Below are 17,550 nucleotides of genomic sequence, written 5' to 3'. Positions count from 1 at the left end.
GAAGCTAAAGTTAAGATCTGAACAGTACACCTCGAAGAACTTCGACGCCAAGCGCCCACATGGGATACTCCGCACATGGGTGACACCCCCGCCGTCGGCGAGCCGACGCTCGATGAGCAGATCGCCGCCTACCAGCGCGAGTTCAGGGATCTGGATCCCCAGGTCGAGAAGATCGTCGCGGCCCTGGGCCGGCTGAACCGCCGTATGAACGTCGCGTACGGCCGCCAGACCGCCACGCTCGGCATCAGCAACGCCGAGTGGGAGGTCCTCAAGGCGCTGGTGCTCTCCGGCGCCCCGTACCGCATGGGTCCGAGCGACCTGGCGAAGCGGCTGGGCCTGACGCCGGCCGCGATGACCCACCGGATCGACCGGATGGTGACGGAGGGACTGGTCACCAGGGAGCGTGACGAGTCCAACCGGGTCCGCGTGATCGTGGAGCTGACGGACAAGGGCCGCGGGAAGTGGCAGGAGGCGATGCGCCTGGCCACCCTCTTCGAGGAGGACCTCCTCCAGGACCTCTCCCAGGACGAGCGCGGCAGACTCGGCGACGTCCTCACCCGTCTCCTGCGCCGCGTGGAACACGCCCAGCCGGATGCCGGAGGGCGACTCAGCGACCTCGACTAAAGATCTTGACAGGGGTGGCAGGAGGATGCTTGACATCCCCCTGCCCGATCCGTAAAGTTCTCCGGGTTGCCACGGGGCCGTAACGGTTCTGCGGCAGCACCTTCGCCGCAGTAGCGGCAACCCAAACCATCAGCACGATCTCCCAGCCGGGTTGATTTCGGTGTGCCCGAATTCAATTCGAATGGGGCTCGATGAGCTCAGCGGCCCGATTGGGAATCGCCGAGAGGATCCGCTAGGGTTTGAGACGTCGGAACGGCCCAACAGCCGGGAAGACAAGCCCCGCTGACTGGGAATCGGGCCCGAAACGGTCTGGTAGAGTCGGAGTCGCCGGAAAGGGAAACGCGAAAGCGGAAACCTGGAAAGCGCCGAGGAAATCGGATACGGAAACGGTCTGGTAGAGTCGGAAACGCAAGACCGAAGGGAAACTGCCCGGAGGAAAGCCCGAGAGGGTGAGTACGAAGGAAGCGTCCGTTCCTTGAGAACTCAACAGCGTGCCAAAAATCAACGCCAAGTTTGTTGATACCCCGGCTCACAGAATGTTCTGTGGGTTGAGGTTCCTTTGAAGTAGTAAACACAGCGAGGACGCTGTGAACGGTCGGGCTTATTCCGCTTGACTGTTCCGCTCTCGTGGTGTGGCCCGCAGTCTTTAATTAGACGCAGCCGGGTTGACATTCACGGAGAGTTTGATCCTGGCTCAGGACGAACGCTGGCGGCGTGCTTAACACATGCAAGTCGAACGATGAACCCGCTTCGGTGGGGGATTAGTGGCGAACGGGTGAGTAACACGTGGGCAATCTGCCCTTCACTCTGGGACAAGCCCTGGAAACGGGGTCTAATACCGGATAATACTCCTGCAGGCATCTGTGGGGGTTAAAAGCTCCGGCGGTGAAGGATGAGCCCGCGGCCTATCAGCTTGTTGGTGAGGTAGTGGCTCACCAAGGCGACGACGGGTAGCCGGCCTGAGAGGGCGACCGGCCACACTGGGACTGAGACACGGCCCAGACTCCTACGGGAGGCAGCAGTGGGGAATATTGCACAATGGGCGAAAGCCTGATGCAGCGACGCCGCGTGAGGGATGACGGCCTTCGGGTTGTAAACCTCTTTCAGCAGGGAAGAAGCGAAAGTGACGGTACCTGCAGAAGAAGCGCCGGCTAACTACGTGCCAGCAGCCGCGGTAATACGTAGGGCGCAAGCGTTGTCCGGAATTATTGGGCGTAAAGAGCTCGTAGGCGGTCTGTCGCGTCGGATGTGAAAGCCCGGGGCTTAACCCCGGGTCTGCATTCGATACGGGCAGACTAGAGTGTGGTAGGGGAGATCGGAATTCCTGGTGTAGCGGTGAAATGCGCAGATATCAGGAGGAACACCGGTGGCGAAGGCGGATCTCTGGGCCATTACTGACGCTGAGGAGCGAAAGCGTGGGGAGCGAACAGGATTAGATACCCTGGTAGTCCACGCCGTAAACGGTGGGAACTAGGTGTTGGCGACATTCCACGTCGTCGGTGCCGCAGCTAACGCATTAAGTTCCCCGCCTGGGGAGTACGGCCGCAAGGCTAAAACTCAAAGGAATTGACGGGGGCCCGCACAAGCAGCGGAGCATGTGGCTTAATTCGACGCAACGCGAAGAACCTTACCAAGGCTTGACATACGCCGGAAAGCATCAGAGATGGTGCCCCCCTTGTGGTCGGTGTACAGGTGGTGCATGGCTGTCGTCAGCTCGTGTCGTGAGATGTTGGGTTAAGTCCCGCAACGAGCGCAACCCTTGTTCTGTGTTGCCAGCATGCCCTTCGGGGTGATGGGGACTCACAGGAGACTGCCGGGGTCAACTCGGAGGAAGGTGGGGACGACGTCAAGTCATCATGCCCCTTATGTCTTGGGCTGCACACGTGCTACAATGGCCGGTACAATGAGCTGCGATGCCGTGAGGCGGAGCGAATCTCAAAAAGCCGGTCTCAGTTCGGATTGGGGTCTGCAACTCGACCCCATGAAGTCGGAGTTGCTAGTAATCGCAGATCAGCATTGCTGCGGTGAATACGTTCCCGGGCCTTGTACACACCGCCCGTCACGTCACGAAAGTCGGTAACACCCGAAGCCGGTGGCCCAACCCCTCACGGGGAGGGAGCTGTCGAAGGTGGGACTGGCGATTGGGACGAAGTCGTAACAAGGTAGCCGTACCGGAAGGTGCGGCTGGATCACCTCCTTTCTAAGGAGCATCTAGGCCGCCAAGCTCGCTTGGTGGTCCAGGGCCATTACGTCGGCATCTGTCCGACGGTGGTTGCTCATGGGTGGAACGTTGATTATTCGGCATCTTCAGTCATCTCAGGCTGTGAGTACTGTCCTTCGGGGCGTGGAAAGCTGATCTGAGTGGTGGGAGGGCCGGGCACGCTGTTGGGTGTCTGAGGGTACGGCCGGCTTGTCTGGTCGCCTTCAGTGCCGGCCCCAGTGAACTCGCCTGTAAGGGTGGGGTGGTGGGTGGTTGGTCGTTGTTTGAGAACTGCACAGTGGACGCGAGCATCTGTGGCCAAGTTTTTAAGGGCGCACGGTGGATGCCTTGGCACCAGGAACCGATGAAGGACGTGGGAGGCCACGATAGTCCCCGGGGAGTCGTCAACCAGGCTTTGATCCGGGGGTTTCCGAATGGGGAAACCCGGCAGTCGTCATGGGCTGTCACCCACATCTGAACACATAGGGTGTGTGGAGGGAACGCGGGGAAGTGAAACATCTCAGTACCCGCAGGAAGAGAAAACAACCGTGATTCCGGGAGTAGTGGCGAGCGAAACCGGATGAGGCCAAACCGTATGCGTGTGAGACCCGGCAGGGGTTGCGTATACGGGGTTGTGGGATCTCTCTTTCATGGTCTGCCGGCCATGAGACGAGTCAGAAACCGTTGATGTAGGCGAAGGACATGCGAAAGGTCCGGCGTAGAGGGTAAGACCCCCGTAGTCGAAACATCAACGGCTCGTTTGAGAGACACCCAAGTAGCACGGGGCCCGAGAAATCCCGTGTGAATCTGGCGGGACCACCCGTTAAGCCTAAATATTCCCTGGTGACCGATAGCGGATAGTACCGTGAGGGAATGGTGAAAAGTACCGCGGGAGCGGAGTGAAATAGTACCTGAAACCGTGTGCCTACAAGCCGTGGGAGCGTCGCTCATCAAGTTTACTTGGTGGGTCGTGACTGCGTGCCTTTTGAAGAATGAGCCTGCGAGTTTGCGGTGTGTTGCGAGGTTAACCCGTGTGGGGAAGCCGTAGCGAAAGCGAGTCCGAATAGGGCGTTTTAGTAGCGCGCTCAAGACCCGAAGCGGAGTGATCTAGCCATGGGCAGGTTGAAGCGGAGGTAAGACTTCGTGGAGGACCGAACCCACCAGGGTTGAAAACCTGGGGGATGACCTGTGGTTAGGGGTGAAAGGCCAATCAAACTCCGTGATAGCTGGTTCTCCCCGAAATGCATTTAGGTGCAGCGTCGTGTGTTTCTTGCCGGAGGTAGAGCACTGGATAGGCGATGGGCCCTACCGGGTTACTGACCTTAGCCAAACTCCGAATGCCGGTAAGTGAGAGCACGGCAGTGAGACTGTGGGGGATAAGCTCCATGGTCGAGAGGGAAACAGCCCAGAGCATCGACTAAGGCCCCTAAGCGTACGCTAAGTGGGAAAGGATGTGGAGTCGCACAGACAACCAGGAGGTTGGCTTAGAAGCAGCCACCCTTGAAAGAGTGCGTAATAGCTCACTGGTCTAGTGATTCCGCGCCGACAATGTAGCGGGGCTCAAGCGTACCGCCGAAGTCGTGTCATTTCAGCATATACGCCCAACGGCGGCTGGGATGGGTAGGGGAGCGTCGTGTGCCGGGTGAAGCCGCAGCGGAAGCTAGTGGTGGACGGTTCACGAGTGAGAATGCAGGCATGAGTAGCGATACACACGTGGGAAACGTGTGCGCCGATTGACTAAGGGTTCCTGGGTCAAGCTGATCTGCCCAGGGTAAGTCGGGACCTAAGGCGAGGCCGACAGGCGTAGTCGATGGATAACCGGTTGATATTCCGGTACCCGCTGTGAAGCGTCAAACATTGAACCAGGCGATGCTAAGTCCGTGAAGCCGCCCCGGAGCCTTCGGGCAAGGGGGAGTGGTGGAGCCGACGGACCAGATCTGCAGTAGGTGAGTGATGGGGTGACGCAGGAAGGTAGTCCATCCCGGGCGGTGGTAGTCCCGGGGTAAGGGTGTAGGGCGTTGTCCAGGTAAATCCGGACAGCACATAGCCTGAGACCTGATGCCGAGCCGATTGTGGTGAAGTGGATGATCCTATGCTGTCGAGAAAAGCCTCTAGCGAGTTTCATGGCGGCCCGTACCCTAAACCGACTCAGGTGGTCAGGTAGAGAATACCGAGGCGTTCGGGTGAACTATGGTTAAGGAACTCGGCAAAATGCCCCCGTAACTTCGGGAGAAGGGGGGCCATCACTGGTGAGAGGATTTACTCCTCGAGCTGGGGGTGGCCGCAGAGACCAGCGAGAAGCGACTGTTTACTAAAAACACAGGTCCGTGCGAAGCCGTAAGGCGATGTATACGGACTGACGCCTGCCCGGTGCTGGAACGTTAAGGGGACCGGTTAGTGCACCTTCGGGTGTGCGAGGCTGAGAACTTAAGCGCCAGTAAACGGCGGTGGTAACTATAACCATCCTAAGGTAGCGAAATTCCTTGTCGGGTAAGTTCCGACCTGCACGAATGGCGTAACGACTTCTCGACTGTCTCAACCATAGGCCCGGTGAAATTGCACTACGAGTAAAGATGCTCGTTTCGCGCAGCAGGACGGAAAGACCCCGGGACCTTTACTATAGTTTGATATTGGTGTTCGGTTCGGCTTGTGTAGGATAGCTGGGAGACTTTGAAGCGGGCACGCCAGTGTTTGTGGAGTCGTCGTTGAAATACCAGTCTGGTCGTGCTGGATGTCTAACCTGGGTCCGTGATCCGGATCAGGGACAGTGTCTGATGGGTAGTTTAACTGGGGCGGTTGCCTCCTAAAGAGTAACGGAGGCGCCCAAAGGTTCCCTCAGCCTGGTTGGCAATCAGGTGTTGAGTGTAAGTGCACAAGGGAGCTTGACTGTGAGACCGACGGGTCGAGCAGGGACGAAAGTCGGGACTAGTGATCCGGCGGTGGCTTGTGGAAGCGCCGTCGCTCAACGGATAAAAGGTACCCCGGGGATAACAGGCTGATCTTCCCCAAGAGTCCATATCGACGGGATGGTTTGGCACCTCGATGTCGGCTCGTCGCATCCTGGGGCTGGAGTCGGTCCCAAGGGTTGGGCTGTTCGCCCATTAAAGCGGTACGCGAGCTGGGTTTAGAACGTCGTGAGACAGTTCGGTCCCTATCCGCTGCGCGCGCAGGAACATTGAGAAGGGCTGTCCCTAGTACGAGAGGACCGGGACGGACGAACCTCTGGTGTGCCAGTTGTCCTGCCAAGGGCATGGCTGGTTGGCTACGTTCGGGAGGGATAACCGCTGAAAGCATCTAAGCGGGAAGCCTGCTTCGAGATGAGTGTTCCCACCCACTAGATGGGGTAAGGCTCCCAGTAGACGACTGGGTTGATAGGCCAGATCTGGAAGCCCGGTAACGGGTGGAGGTGACTGGTACTAATAGGCCGAGGGCTTGTCCTCAGTTGCTCGCGTCCACTGTGTTGGTTCTGAAACCACGAACAACCCCACCCCTTGTCTGGTCACGGGGGTGGTGCGGTTGATATGTGTTTCACCGTGTTTCGGTGGTCATAGCGTGAGGGAAACGCCCGGTTACATTCCGAACCCGGAAGCTAAGCCTCACAGCGCCGATGGTACTGCAGGGGGGACCCTGTGGGAGAGTAGGACACCGCCGAACAAATATTACGAAAACCCCCGCACTTTCGAGTGCGGGGGTTTTTTGTTTTCCGGATTTCCGCGGGGTACTACCGTGATCTCTATGAGCAGCTTTGTGGTCAGGTCCGTGCGGGCTGACGAGTGGCGTGCCGCCAAGGAGCTTCGGCTGGCCGCCCTGCGGGATCCCGTCGCGCATCTCGCCTTCCTGGAGACGTACGAAGAGGCCGTGGGCCGGCCTGATTCCTTCTGGCAGGAGCGGGCCCAGCGAGGTGCTGAGGGGGCGACCGGTGCTCAGCAGATCATTGCGGAAGGGCCCGACGGCGAGTGGGTCGGGGGGCTCGTGGTGCTTGTCGAGGAGCCTGGGACCACTGATTGGACCGGGGCCGCTGTCGAGCAGCGGCAGGGGCACATCGTCGGGGTGTTCATGCTGCCCGAGCATCGGGGGTGCGGGCTGACCGACGTACTCTTCGACGCCGCTCTGGAGTGGGCCTGGGAGGCCGCGGGCGTCGAGCGGGTGCGGTTGATCGTGCATCAGCACAACGCGCGTGCGCAGCGGTTCTATCGGCGCGTGGGGTTCGTACCCAGTGGGGTCGTCGTGCCGTTGGGTGGGGGCTCCGATGGCTCCGATCCCGAGGTCGAGTGGGAGTTCGTGCTGGAGCGGGAGCCGCACCCGTAGGAGCTATACGCGTAGGTCGTGGTGCGGCCATCTTGCTCGGAGTTGTTCTCTTGATCGGAGCAGGGCCAGGGTTGGCATGCCGCGGTCTGCTCCGGTGCTGAGCAGTTCCGGGAGCTGGGGTAGTGGAGCGACCGCCGCGACGTCGTCCAGGACGAGCGTCATTGGTGGGTCGAGGCGACCGGAGGATGACCGTTCGGCCATGCGCCGGCCGCGCTCGACCACGCTTGCGGTCAGCGCCGTCAGGAGGGGCATCGCGCCCGGGTTCGATCTGGGGTCCTCGATCGGTTCACCGACCACATAGAGCGTGCCCCCTTCGGCGATGAAGGAATCCAGCACGAGGGCATCACTTCGGTTCGCCGTGCACGCCTCGCGGATGTTCACCGTCGAGAGCGCGGCGAGGGCTCGGATCGTCAACTCCTGTGCCATGTCACGGCGTTCGGGGTGCGCGGTGAGGGCGGCTTCGAGTTCGCCGGCGGCCCCGGGGGCCGCCTTGGAGTTGGTCCGGAGGATGCGTACGGCTTCCTGGACGTTGGTGCCCTGGGACCAGCGGTGTACGTGGCGAACCGTGCGGGCGTCTATGGCGGCGGCGTGGAGGTAGCTGCGGAGGAGTGTCTCGGCGGTTTCCGCCGTTGTCTGGTCGATCTTCGCGGTGGGGCGGACCGGGGTGAGGAGGGCGGTTGCTCTTGCGGCCGCCGTGGGTCTGTCCTCGCAGCCTGTGGTGGGGGGCCAGTGGAGGCGGGCCGGGGTGTCGCAGAGGTGGGTGGGGTCGTAGAGGAGGACGGGGCCGAGTTTGGCTCGGGCGTCCTTGGTGTCCTGCCAGAGGGTGGGGTTGGAGGTGAGGATGAGGGCGGGGCCCTCGGCGTCCTGGATGGCTTGGGTCGCGGGGTGGGTGCGGGTTTCTTTGGGGCCGAAAAAGATTGTTTCCCACCCATCCACCCGTTTGCTGTCCGTTGCCATGGGTGCCGTCGAAAGAACCTGAGTGGGTGTCGGCGGAAGGTCCCCCGAGGGGGCTGGGGCAAGGACCTTCGGGGGTTCCGGCTGCGGTGGTTGTTCGCGGGGCTGTTGCTCCGTGTCGGGCGGCTGCTGCTGTGTGCGTTGTTCCGGGACCTCGCCGCGAGTGGTCCTTCTCGACGCCCGTACCGCCTTCCAGCGGGCCAGGGTGCCCACCGTGAACACCGTCAGGACGAAGAGGATCATCAGCTGGCCGATGAACAGGCCCCAGAACAGCCCCCAGCCCGAGAGCTGTCCCGCCGGTGTCCGGGGCCAGGCGCCCGGTACGTCGTGTGGCTCCGTGATCAGGTGGCGCAGCGCCTCCGGAGTACGGGTGAACGTGACGGCCTGTGGCCAGGCGCCGTGGGAGAGCAGGGCCGCGAGGCCTGTGGCCGCCCAGACCAGTACCGTCAGGCCGAGGAGGAACGCGATCAGGCCGACCAACAGGCCGTCGGAGACGCCGCGTTGGCCCTGTCGCTGGTCGCCCCCGTGCCGTTCGTCCGGTCTCATCGCGTCACGCCACCGTGGACTCGGGGGAGTCGTCGAGGTCGCTGAGGTGCTGTTCGACGAAGGCCGCCGCGCGTTCCTCGGCCTCCAGTTCCGCGGCTCTCAGGGCGTCGTCGGTCAGTTCGAGGTCGCGGGACGATTCCGTCATCGCCCGGTCGGTGAAGACGAGGTCCCGCTCTGTCTCCGTGACGAGGTGTTTGACGACCTGGACGTTGCCGTTGACGTCCCAGACGGCGATGCCCGGTGTCAGCGTCGGGATGATTTCCACCGCCCAGCGCGGTAGGCCGATGACGCGACCCGTTGCCCTTGCCTCGTCGGCCTTCTGGGCGTAGATCGTCCTCGTCGACGCCATTTTCAGGATCGCCGAGGCTTCCTTTGCCGCCGCCCCGTCCACCACGTCCGAGAGATGGTGGACGACCGCTACGAAGGACAGGCCGAGGCGGCGGCCGAACTTCAGCAGGCGCTGGAAGAGTTGGGCCACGAACGGGCTGCTGATGATGTGCCAGGCCTCCTCGACCAGGAAGATGCGCTTCTTCCGGTCGGGGCGGATCCAGGTGTGCTCCAGCCATACGCCGATGATCGCCATCAGGATCGGCATGGCGATCGAGTTGCGGTCGATGTGACTCAGGTCGAAGACGATGAGCGGGGCGTCGAGGTCGATGCCGATCGTCGTCGGGCCGTCGAACATGCCCCGCAGGTCGCCGTCGACCAGGCGGTCCAGGACGAGTGCCACGTCCAGGCCCCAGGCGCGGACGTCGTCCAGTGCGACGTTCATCGCTTCCGCCGACTCCGGCTCGGGGTGGCGGAGTTGCTCGACGATGTCCGTCAGTACCGGCTGGCGCTCGACGATCGTCTCGTTGACGTAGGAGTGCGCGACCTTCAACGCGAAGCCAGCGCGTTCGTCCAGGCTGTGGCCCATCGCCACTTCGATGATCGTGCGGAGCAGGGCGAGCTGGCCCGTTGTCGTGATCGAGGGGTCGAGGGGGTTGAGGCGGATCCCCATGTCCAGGGCGGCCATCGGGTCCAGGCGGATGGGGGTTATCCCCAACTCCTCCGCGATGAGGTTCCATTCGCCGACGCCGTCCTCGCCCTGCGCGTCCAGGACGACCACCTGGCGGTCCCGGAAGCGGAGTTGGCGTAGGACGTAGGTCTTCTCCAGCGCCGACTTGCCGTTGCCGGACTCGCCGAGCACCAGCCAGTGCGGGGCGGGGAGTTGCTGGCCGTACAGCTGGAAGGGGTCGTAGATGTAGCCCTTCCCGGAGTACACCTCGCGGCCGATGATGACGCCGGAGTCGCCGAGGCCGGGGGCGGCCGTGGGGAGGTAGACGGCCTGGGCCTGGCCCGTGGAGGTGCGGACGGGCAGGCGGGTCGACTCGATCTTGCCGAAGAGGAAGGACGTGAAGGTGTCGGTGAGGGCGGTCAGCGGATCCCGCATCAGCGCATCAGCCCTACCTTCGGATTCCGGTGGCGAACGGGAGTGTGTTGACGAATGCTCGGTGGTGCTCTCTGTCGCACCACTCCAGCTTCAGGTACGACTTGCCCGCCGACGCTCTGATCGTGCGCTTGTCGCGCGCCAGGGCCTCCGGTGAGCGGGAGGAGACGGTGATGTAGCCGACCAGGTTCACGCCGGCCGCGCCGCTCGCGAGGTCTTCGCCGCGCTGGTCGATGCGGTTGTGGGAGGCCACGTCGCGGGGGTCGACCGTGCGGTTCATCTTGGCGGCCCGGCTTGCCTCGGCGTCGTCGTTCGTCTTCTCGGTGAGCATGCGTTCGATGGCGATCTCGGTGGGTTCGAGGTCCATCGTGACGGCCACCGTGCGGATGACGTCCGGGGTGTGGACGAGGAGCGGGGCGAGGAAGTTGACGCCCACCGGGGTCATCGGCCACTCCTTCACCCACGCGGTGGAGTGGCACCAGGGGGCGCGCGTCGACGACTCGCGGGTCTTCGCCTGGAGGTACGTCGGCTCCATGGCGTCCAGTTCGGCCGGCCAGGCGTTGCGCTTCGTCATCGCCTGGAGGTGGTCGATGGGATGGTCCGGGTCGTACATGGAGTGGATGAGGGAGGCGAGCCTGCCCTGGCCGAGGGGCTGGCGGACGCGGATGTCCGCCTCCTGGAGCCGGGAGCAGATGTCCGTCAGTTCGCGGGCCATGACCACGGCGAGGCCGGCGTCCCGGTCGACCTTCCTGCCGCCGTGCGGACGCGCCGCGCGGGCCATCGTGTGGGCCTCGGCGGCGAGTTCGCGGTTGAAGTGCATACAGGCGACCAGGTACGCGCGGTGCTGCTCGCTGCTCGTCGACACCATGGACTGCAGCTGGTCGTACGAGTGCTGCAGCCACTGCGGTGACTTCTCGTCGCCGCGTACGGCGACGTCCTTCGCGTGGGCGTCCGGGTCGGCGGGGAGGGTGCGGGCGAGCATCTGGAGGCGGGTGACGAAGCCGTCGCCGTTGGCCACGTGCTTGAGCAGCGTGCCGAAGCGGTCGACCAGGGCCTCCTGGTCCTCGCTGTCGCGCAGGCCTACGCCCGGGCCCTCGATCTCGATCGCCGCCGTCACCGTACGGCGGTCCGCGTGCAGGAGTACGGCGATCTCGTCCGGGCCGAAGGGGGCCGCGAGCCAGTTGATGCGGCCGATGCCGGGGGGCGGGCCGATCTCGACCTCGCGGCCGTCGATCTGGGTGCCGGCCTCCATGACGGAGCTGCGGTAGGCCGTGCCCTGGCGGAGCGTTCGCTTGTAACTGCGGTTGATCTCGAACCACTTGTAGAACGTGCGGCGCTTGTACGGGACGTACACCACCGCGAGGGCCAGCATCGGGAAGCCGGTCAGCAGCACGATGCGCAGGGCCAGAACGGGCACGACCAGGCCGCACACCATGCCGAGGAAGGCGCCCACGATGATGAGCGCGATCTCGCCGGACTCGCGGTTGCGGCCGACGATCGCGTTCGGCCGGGCGCGGCCGATGAGATACGTACGGCGGGGCGAGACGGCGTGGGACACATGGGCCAGGTGGGAATCCGTCGTCAACGCCCGTCACCTCCAGGGCGGTTGGATCGGTTGCTGTTGCCGGCGTGCGGGCTGCGCGGCGGGGGTGCGGCGGAGGGGACAGATCCGCCGCCGCCCGAGGGCCGCGAGCTGTGCGCGGCCACGCCGCCGGACGCGGGGTTGGCGGGGCGCGGCGTGGAGGACGACTGGCCGCCGCCTCCACCGCCCCCGTTGTTGTCCGCCCGGCTGCTGTGGGTCTTGATGCCCTGGGCGACGAGGGTCGCCGGGGAGCTGATGACCGCTGCGGCCTTGCCTTCGGCGCCCTGCATGATGCGGTTGTTGCGGGAGCCCGCGATCTCGTCGCCGAAGCCGGGGACGAAGCGGTAGATCATCGCGCTCGCGAAGATGGCGAGGAGGATGATGGACAGGCCGGAGACGACCGCCGAGAAGGCGTCCGGGCCGTCGTTGGTCGACAGGGCGCCTGCCAGGCCGAGGACGATGGCGATCACCGGTTTGACCATGATGACCGCGATCATGATGCCGGCCCAGCGGCGGACGTGCCCCCACAGGTTCTTGTCGACCAGCCCCGCGTACACGACCGTGCCGAGCAGGGCGCCGACGTACAGCAGGGCGGCCCGGATGACGAGCTCCAGCCAGAGGACGCCGGCCGCGAGGATCGACACCATGGACACCACGATCAGCATGACCGGGCCGCCGCCGATGTCCTGGCCCTTGGCCAGCGCACCGGAGAAGGTGCCGAAGAACGTGTCGGTCTGGTCGCCGGTCGCGCTCGCGAGGACCTCGGTGACGCCGTCGGTCGCCGAGACGACGGTGTAGAGGATGAGGGGGGTGAAGGCGGAGGCCAGGACGGTCAGCCAGAGGAAGCCGATCGCCTCGGAGATGGCCGTGGTGAGGGGGACGCCCCGCACGGCCCGCTTGGAGACCGCGAGCAGCCACAGCACCAGGGTCAGGACGGTGGACGCGGCGAACACGACCGCGTACTGCTGGAGGAACTTGGTGTTGGTGAAGTCGACGTTCGCGGTCTCCTTCACGGCCTCGCTGAGCTTGTCGACCGTCCAGGAGGCGGCGTCGGCGCAGCCCTTGGCGAGGGAGGAGAGGGGGTCGAGGGTGGAGGTGGGGGTGGTGAGGGAGCGCGAGCCGCCCTGCTGGTTCTCGCAGACCGCCTTGGTCTGCTCGGGGAGCAGCGCGCACTCCGGTTTGCCACTCGTCGGCGATGCCGACGGCGTGGGGGACGGTGTCGGTGCCGCGTACGCCTGGGAGGCCAGGAGTACGGCCGTCGTCTGTACGGCCGTCAGCGCGCCGGCGAGCTTGAGCACGAGGTTGGGCCTAGCTGGCGTGTTACCGGGCATAGGTGAACCCTCCGTACTCGTCGATGGCCTTGCTGATCTCGTCGGAGGTGGCGGCCCTGCCGTCGCCGGGGACCGGGTTGGGGCCGTCCTTCGCCGAGTAGGCGACGATCTTCCAGTCGCCGCCCGACCAGCGCATGTCGTAGGTCCAGGTGTTCCAGGACGAGGTGACCGGGCTGGTGGACTTCTCACCGGCGATGCCGGTCAGGCCGACGTACCAGACGTCGACCGTGGCGGTGGCGCCGCCGTATGCCACGGTCTTCGTGCCGACCGGGGTCACGCGGGAGACGAACGTGCTGCCCTCGGGGGCGTTGCCGTTGGCGTCGAGGCCGAGTCTGGTGAGGAGGCCGGCGGAGTAGGCCTTGTCCAAGGGGGCCTTGAGTTCGGCGGCGGCCTCGGGGGTGAAGAGGGCGTCGACGATCGTGTTCCGGCTGTCCTTGCGGAACATGCCGGCCGAGCCCAGCGACACCGCGTAGTTGGCCGCCGCGGACTGGACGCCCTGCCGGTTGTGCGCGAACCCGGAGGGGATGCCGGCGGCCTTCTTGGTGACCGGTTGCTCGCCGGAGGCCGTGGTGGGCGCCGTGTCGGGCCGGCCCGCGCTGTCGCTGTTGGAGCCGCTGCCCGCCGTGGACGAGGACGTGGACTTTGAGGAATCGTCTCCTCCGCGGTTCGCGAAGGCGATCGCCGCGATCAGCAGGACGACCACGCCGACTGCGGTCACGGGGCCCCGCGACGACTTGGTGCGCCGGGCGCCGCCGTAGACGCCGCCGTTGCCCTGGTCGTGGTAGCGGGTCCGGGTCTGGCCGGTGCCGCCGTACCCGCCGTCGTCGGGGCGCGTGGAGTCGCCGTCGTGCTGACTGTCACCGAGACTCATCGAGCGCCCGTCCCCTCGAACTCGCATCGAACCGAACTCGTATCGAACTCGTGTCGAATCGACGCGTACGGGTACGCGTGACAGTACGACGGTAGCCGTGCTGGTTCCCGCGCGGGCGCGGTGTGGTGACTCGACATCAGGGAGACGCAACCTCAGTCGGTGGGCACGACGGGTGGGTGGGTGTTGGGGGGAGGAACCGGGCTCGCCCGGCGGTCCGACTGACGATGCGCCACGCACGGGTGGCGCCGGCTACACGGCCATGCCGTAGACGATGGTGAACAGGGTGCCGAGCGAGCCGATGATGAACACGCCCGTCAGGCCCGCGACGATGAGACCCTTGCCCTGTTCCGCGCTGAAGGTGTCACGCAGCGCCGTAGCTCCGATGCGCTGCTTGGCCGCACCCCAGATCGCGATGCCCAGGCACATCAGGATGGCCACGGCCATCACGACCTGGACCATGGTCTTCGCTTCGGTGCCCAGGCTGCCGAAGGGGCCCCAATCCGGAGCGATCCCGCCGATGATGGTGTTGATGTCGCCCTTTTCGGCCGCAAGCCACATGTAAGTCACCTAAGTCACCGCCCCTGTCGGGTAGTTCCGCGCGTCCCCTGCCGCAGTGCAGAGGTCAGGTCTATTCTCGCCGAAAATGACGCTGTCGGATGTCGACTTGACGTCATTCATTGGCGGGATTCGTACGAATACCTTGCCACCGCCTCTCGCGGCACCCTATGAGGGGAGCGCGGGACGGTGTGCGAGGGGTTGAACGGATCGTATGGTCACTCTGTGTATCACGGCAGGTTACGCCGAGCAATGAGGTGTGAGCGAAACCTGTGGTGTGGTCCCGTCGTTAGTCACCGGTGGCCAGCTGTGACCATCGGTGCGGTCATGGACCGCTTCTGACGGTCCGTATCCAAGTCCAGGCTATCGCGGACCTCGGACATGGCGACGGGCCGCGGCTGGTAGCCGCGGCCCGTTCCCCAGTGCCCGCCGGTGATCCCCACGATCTCCGGTGGCGTTTTTTGTTCCTTCTACCGGTTCAGCCGGTTCTTGTTGGTTCTGTTGGTTCAGCCGGTGAAGGCGGTCAGGCCCTCCGGGGTGCCCAGGCCGGTCGGGCCGTCGTAGCCGGTTCCGGCGGTGCAGTAGTAGCTGGTGGTGCAGGTGCCGTTGTTGCCCGAGGTCACGTCGTTGAGGGCCGAGGTGCCGGCCTTCGCGTAGGGGAACGAGGCGGGGTAGGAGCTGCTCGACGGGGTGCCGGCGAGGGCGTAGACGCCCGCGATGATGGGGGAGGAGGCGCTGGTGCCGCCGTAGGTGACCCACCCGGACTCGCCGTAGGTGTCGTAGACCGAGACGCCGGTCGCGGGGTCGGCCACGGCGGAGACGTCGGAGATCATGCGCTTGGTGCAGGTCGCGTCGGTCTGCCAGGTCGGCTTCGCGTCGTACGCGGAGCAGCCGGAGCCGGTGCCCTCGGTGCTGCTGGTCTTCCACACGGTCTCGGTCCAGCCGCGGGTGGTGGAGGAGGTGGACAGCTTGGTGCCGCCGACGGAGGTGACGTACTTGGAGGCCGCCGGGTACTCGGCGCCGTAGTCCGCGTCGCCCGCGCTGACCGTGATGGCGACGCCGGGGTGGTTGAAGTACGAGGTGTCGTAGCTGGTGTCGGAGGACGACTCGGAGCCGCCGTAGCTGTTGGAGACGAACTTGGCGCCCAGGGTGACCGCGCGGTTCACGGCGGTGCCGAGGTTGGCCATGGTGGCGGAAGTGGCCTCGACCAGCAGGATGTTGCAGTTCGGGCAGGTGGCGCTGGCCATGTCGAGGTCGAGCGAGATCTCACCGGCCCAGCCGCTGTCGGCGGCGGGGAGTGAGGTCGTCGAGCCGGTCTGACTGACCTTCTTGAAGCAGCCGTTGGCGACGGTGCAGGCCGAGAGGCCGTAGTACGAGCGGTACGCCGCGAGGTCGGCCGCCGCGTTCGGGTCGTCGTACGCGTCGACGATCGCGATGGTCTCGCCGGCGCCCTTGGAGGAGGCGGCGGAGGTCAGTCCGTAGGCGGACTGGATGTTGCTGGGGCCGTAACCGGTGGGGGTGGCCGAGGTGGCGTTCGGCTTGATGGTCTTCGGGGCGGTGCCCTTGCGGGCGGCCTGCTCCTCCTGGAAGGCGGTGGTGCCGCCGGTGACGCGCAGGGCGTGACAGGACGCGAAGCCCTTCGCCGGGGTCGCGGCACACTGGTTGGTGTAGCTCACGTGGGCCTTGGCGACCTGTGCGGCGATGGTCTTGGCGGTGACCTTCTGGGGCGCCGTGGCGGCGCCGGCCTGGGCCGCGGTGCCGAGTCCGGCGAGGGCGAGCGCGGCCGTGGCGACGGCCGCGGTGCCTATGCGGCGCCATCTGCCGTGCGTGGACTGGCTGCTGGGGGGTGACGTACGCAACGTACAGCCTCCTGTTAGGGGGTTGGCAGGGGCAGTGCGGGTGGGGGGTTTGCCGCCGGTGCGGTGTCCCCGGCGGCGGGTTGGCGGCCCGCGACGACCCTCGCTTGTTGAGTACGTGACAACAAGATGGGTTACGGAATCCTGACTTCCGCATGACTTGCGGGGGTTGCTGGGTTACCGATCACTGACGGGGTGATGGGTGGGGGGAGGGGGTGGCTTGACCTTGAACACGGGTCGTCCACAACCTGTGCACAGTTGTGTGCGGGGACGCGCGTAGAAGCGTGTGAGGTGGTTGTGGGGTGGTGTGGTGTGGTTCGGGGTTTGACGGGAGTTCAGTCGAGGCTTGTGGTGCGGCTGTTACCGGGGGTGGTGAGGCGGGTGCTGGGGGGTGGCGCGCCGCAGCCGTGGTGGATGCCGAGGCGTGTACTCACGGTGGTGACGGCCGATGTCGACACCGGTGCCGGGGTCGGGGCGGTGTGGATGGTGTGGCGTCCAGGGGCCGTTGGGGCGCGGGAGCACATCGAGTTCCTGGAGTGGTTCGACGGGCAGTGGCGGTCCCTGGGGGGTGGTAGTTCTTCCGTGAACGATCCGGCCGACGTCGACGTGATCGACGTTCGCGGCGGCTCGGGCTCGCTCAGCCTCAGCCGGCGGCTGGATCCGCCGCGCTCCATCGAGACGGCCCTGTGGATCGCCTGCGTCCAGGTGTATCTGGGGCCGGATGTCGACCACATCCTTGTCGGCGACCGCCGGTTCGACGTGGCGTCCGGGCAGCGCAGGGTTGTCGCTGTCTGGAAGGGCCCCCAGATCAGTCGCGGGAGGCGTCCCGTCATCGTCGCTTTCGGGCGCGACGGCGTCGAACTCTCGCGTCTTGGGCCGCTCGACAGCTTGGACAGCCGTACGTGGTTGCGGGTGAGGGAGGAGCTGGGTGAGTGAGTCCGAGGGGGCTTACGGGGGTTACGGGGCTTAGGCGAAGTGGTCGAACCCGCCTGCTTGTACGCCCAGGACGAAGGCGTGCCATCTGTGGCGGTCGGTGGTGACGACTGTGTCGGGGGTGGTGGTCGGGCGGAGGTGGACAGGGGCGTCGGAGGCTTCGACGAGGGTGACTTCGATCGCGGGGGCGGTTGCCCTGGGTGGGGTCGTGTCCGCCTTCAGGGTGGTGGGGAAACACGCGGGTGTGGTCAAGCAGGTGCGTCGGCAGCTTGAGGCGGTTGTCCTGCCTGACGGTCTGGACGTGTACGAGGTGTCCTCGATCGCTCTGCCCGAGGATCCGGACGACTACGCGACGCCCGAC

11 protein-coding genes and 3 rRNA genes are annotated in these 17,550 nt (G+C 65.1%); 6 read left to right on the top strand and 8 right to left on the bottom strand.

The window, feature by feature from the left end; genetic code table 11:
* The first annotated feature begins 75 nt into the window (after window positions 1-75).
* The 5 genes from ACW4TU_RS20925 to ACW4TU_RS20905 all read left to right on the top strand — a co-directional run bounded on the left by ACW4TU_RS20925 (window position 76) and on the right by ACW4TU_RS20905 (window position 7,132).
* Window positions 76-624 carry a MarR family winged helix-turn-helix transcriptional regulator gene (locus ACW4TU_RS20925; RefSeq protein WP_457429645.1) on the top strand — a complete coding sequence of 183 codons (549 nt, stop codon included), beginning with the start codon at window positions 76-78 and terminating at the stop codon, window positions 622-624.
* 671 nt (window positions 625-1,295) lie between these two features.
* Window positions 1,296-2,824, top strand: a 16S ribosomal RNA gene (locus tag ACW4TU_RS20920).
* A 316-nt stretch (window positions 2,825-3,140) separates the two neighbouring features.
* Window positions 3,141-6,264: ribosomal RNA gene (locus tag ACW4TU_RS20915) — 23S ribosomal RNA — on the top strand.
* A 97-nt stretch (window positions 6,265-6,361) separates the two neighbouring features.
* A 5S ribosomal RNA gene (gene rrf, locus ACW4TU_RS20910) occupies window positions 6,362-6,478 on the top strand.
* The 16S, 23S and 5S rRNA genes sit together here, the layout of an rRNA operon.
* Window positions 6,479-6,559: 81 nt before the next feature.
* A complete protein-coding gene (locus tag ACW4TU_RS20905) occupies window positions 6,560-7,132 on the top strand; it encodes a GNAT family N-acetyltransferase (RefSeq protein ID WP_457429643.1) in 573 nt (190 codons plus the stop codon).
* Between the two features lie 3 nt (window positions 7,133-7,135).
* On the opposite strand, the gene ACW4TU_RS20900 is transcribed toward ACW4TU_RS20905, so the two are convergent.
* The 7 genes from ACW4TU_RS20900 to ACW4TU_RS20870 form a co-directional block, all read right to left on the bottom strand.
* Entirely contained in the window at window positions 7,136-8,632 is a 1,497-nt protein-coding gene (locus ACW4TU_RS20900) for a TraM recognition domain-containing protein (protein WP_457429641.1), read from the bottom strand.
* A gap of 4 nt (window positions 8,633-8,636) precedes the next feature.
* Window positions 8,637-10,064 (bottom strand): ATP-binding protein, encoded by a 1,428-nt coding sequence (locus tag ACW4TU_RS20895; protein ID WP_457429639.1) that lies wholly within the window; start codon window positions 10,062-10,064, stop codon window positions 8,637-8,639.
* 13 nt (window positions 10,065-10,077) lie between these two features.
* Window positions 10,078-11,646, bottom strand: coding sequence for an SCO6880 family protein (locus ACW4TU_RS20890; protein WP_457429638.1), 1,569 nt, complete (start codon window positions 11,644-11,646; stop codon window positions 10,078-10,080).
* Window positions 11,643-12,974, bottom strand: a complete 1,332-nt coding sequence (locus ACW4TU_RS20885; protein ID WP_457429636.1) for a hypothetical protein — start codon at window positions 12,972-12,974, stop codon at window positions 11,643-11,645. The genes ACW4TU_RS20890 and ACW4TU_RS20885 overlap by 4 nt, the downstream gene beginning before the upstream one ends.
* Window positions 12,964-13,845, bottom strand: coding sequence for a DUF8175 domain-containg protein (locus tag ACW4TU_RS20880; protein ID WP_457429635.1), 882 nt, complete (start codon window positions 13,843-13,845; stop codon window positions 12,964-12,966). Before ACW4TU_RS20880 ends, ACW4TU_RS20885 begins: the two co-directional genes overlap by 11 nt.
* A 249-nt stretch (window positions 13,846-14,094) precedes the next feature.
* Entirely contained in the window at window positions 14,095-14,403 is a 309-nt protein-coding gene (locus ACW4TU_RS20875; RefSeq protein WP_006375688.1) for a hypothetical protein, read from the bottom strand.
* 503 nt (window positions 14,404-14,906) lie between these two features.
* Window positions 14,907-16,259 carry a S53 family peptidase gene (locus ACW4TU_RS20870; RefSeq protein WP_457429633.1) on the bottom strand — a complete coding sequence of 451 codons (1,353 nt, stop codon included), beginning with the start codon at window positions 16,257-16,259 and terminating at the stop codon, window positions 14,907-14,909.
* Window positions 16,260-16,670: 411 nt separating this feature from the next.
* On the opposite strand from ACW4TU_RS20870, the gene ACW4TU_RS20865 reads away from it, so the two are divergent.
* Window positions 16,671-17,192 (top strand): hypothetical protein, encoded by a 522-nt coding sequence (locus ACW4TU_RS20865; RefSeq protein ID WP_457429631.1) that lies wholly within the window; start codon window positions 16,671-16,673, stop codon window positions 17,190-17,192.
* A gap of 30 nt (window positions 17,193-17,222) precedes the next feature.
* On the opposite strand, the gene ACW4TU_RS20860 is transcribed toward ACW4TU_RS20865, so the two are convergent.
* Window positions 17,223-17,441, bottom strand: coding sequence for a hypothetical protein (locus ACW4TU_RS20860; protein WP_457429630.1), 219 nt, complete (start codon window positions 17,439-17,441; stop codon window positions 17,223-17,225).
* Between the last annotated feature and the right edge of the window lie 109 nt (window positions 17,442-17,550).

It is taken from the genome of Streptomyces kryoterrae (assembly GCF_054072135.1).
The sequence above is the reverse complement of the archived record's forward strand: the minus strand, read 5'-3'. Positions and strand labels throughout refer to the sequence as shown.

What these genes read in the sequence shown, in the direction of transcription:
- ACW4TU_RS20875 (WP_006375688.1), bottom strand. Translation starts at nt 14,403, where the DNA reads ATGTGGCTTGCGGCCGAAAAGGGCGACATCAACACCATCATCGGCGGG.
- ACW4TU_RS20905 (WP_457429643.1), top strand. Translation starts at nt 6,560, where the DNA reads ATGAGCAGCTTTGTGGTCAGGTCCGTGCGGGCTGACGAGTGGCGTGCC.
- ACW4TU_RS20865 (WP_457429631.1), top strand. Translation starts at nt 16,671, where the DNA reads ATGCCGAGGCGTGTACTCACGGTGGTGACGGCCGATGTCGACACCGGT.
- ACW4TU_RS20880 (WP_457429635.1), bottom strand. Translation starts at nt 13,845, where the DNA reads ATGAGTCTCGGTGACAGTCAGCACGACGGCGACTCCACGCGCCCCGAC.
- ACW4TU_RS20900 (WP_457429641.1), bottom strand. Translation starts at nt 8,632, where the DNA reads ATGAGACCGGACGAACGGCACGGGGGCGACCAGCGACAGGGCCAACGC.
- ACW4TU_RS20925 (WP_457429645.1), top strand. Translation starts at nt 76, where the DNA reads ATGGGTGACACCCCCGCCGTCGGCGAGCCGACGCTCGATGAGCAGATC.
- ACW4TU_RS20885 (WP_457429636.1), bottom strand. Translation starts at nt 12,974, where the DNA reads ATGCCCGGTAACACGCCAGCTAGGCCCAACCTCGTGCTCAAGCTCGCC.
- ACW4TU_RS20895 (WP_457429639.1), bottom strand. Translation starts at nt 10,064, where the DNA reads ATGCGGGATCCGCTGACCGCCCTCACCGACACCTTCACGTCCTTCCTC.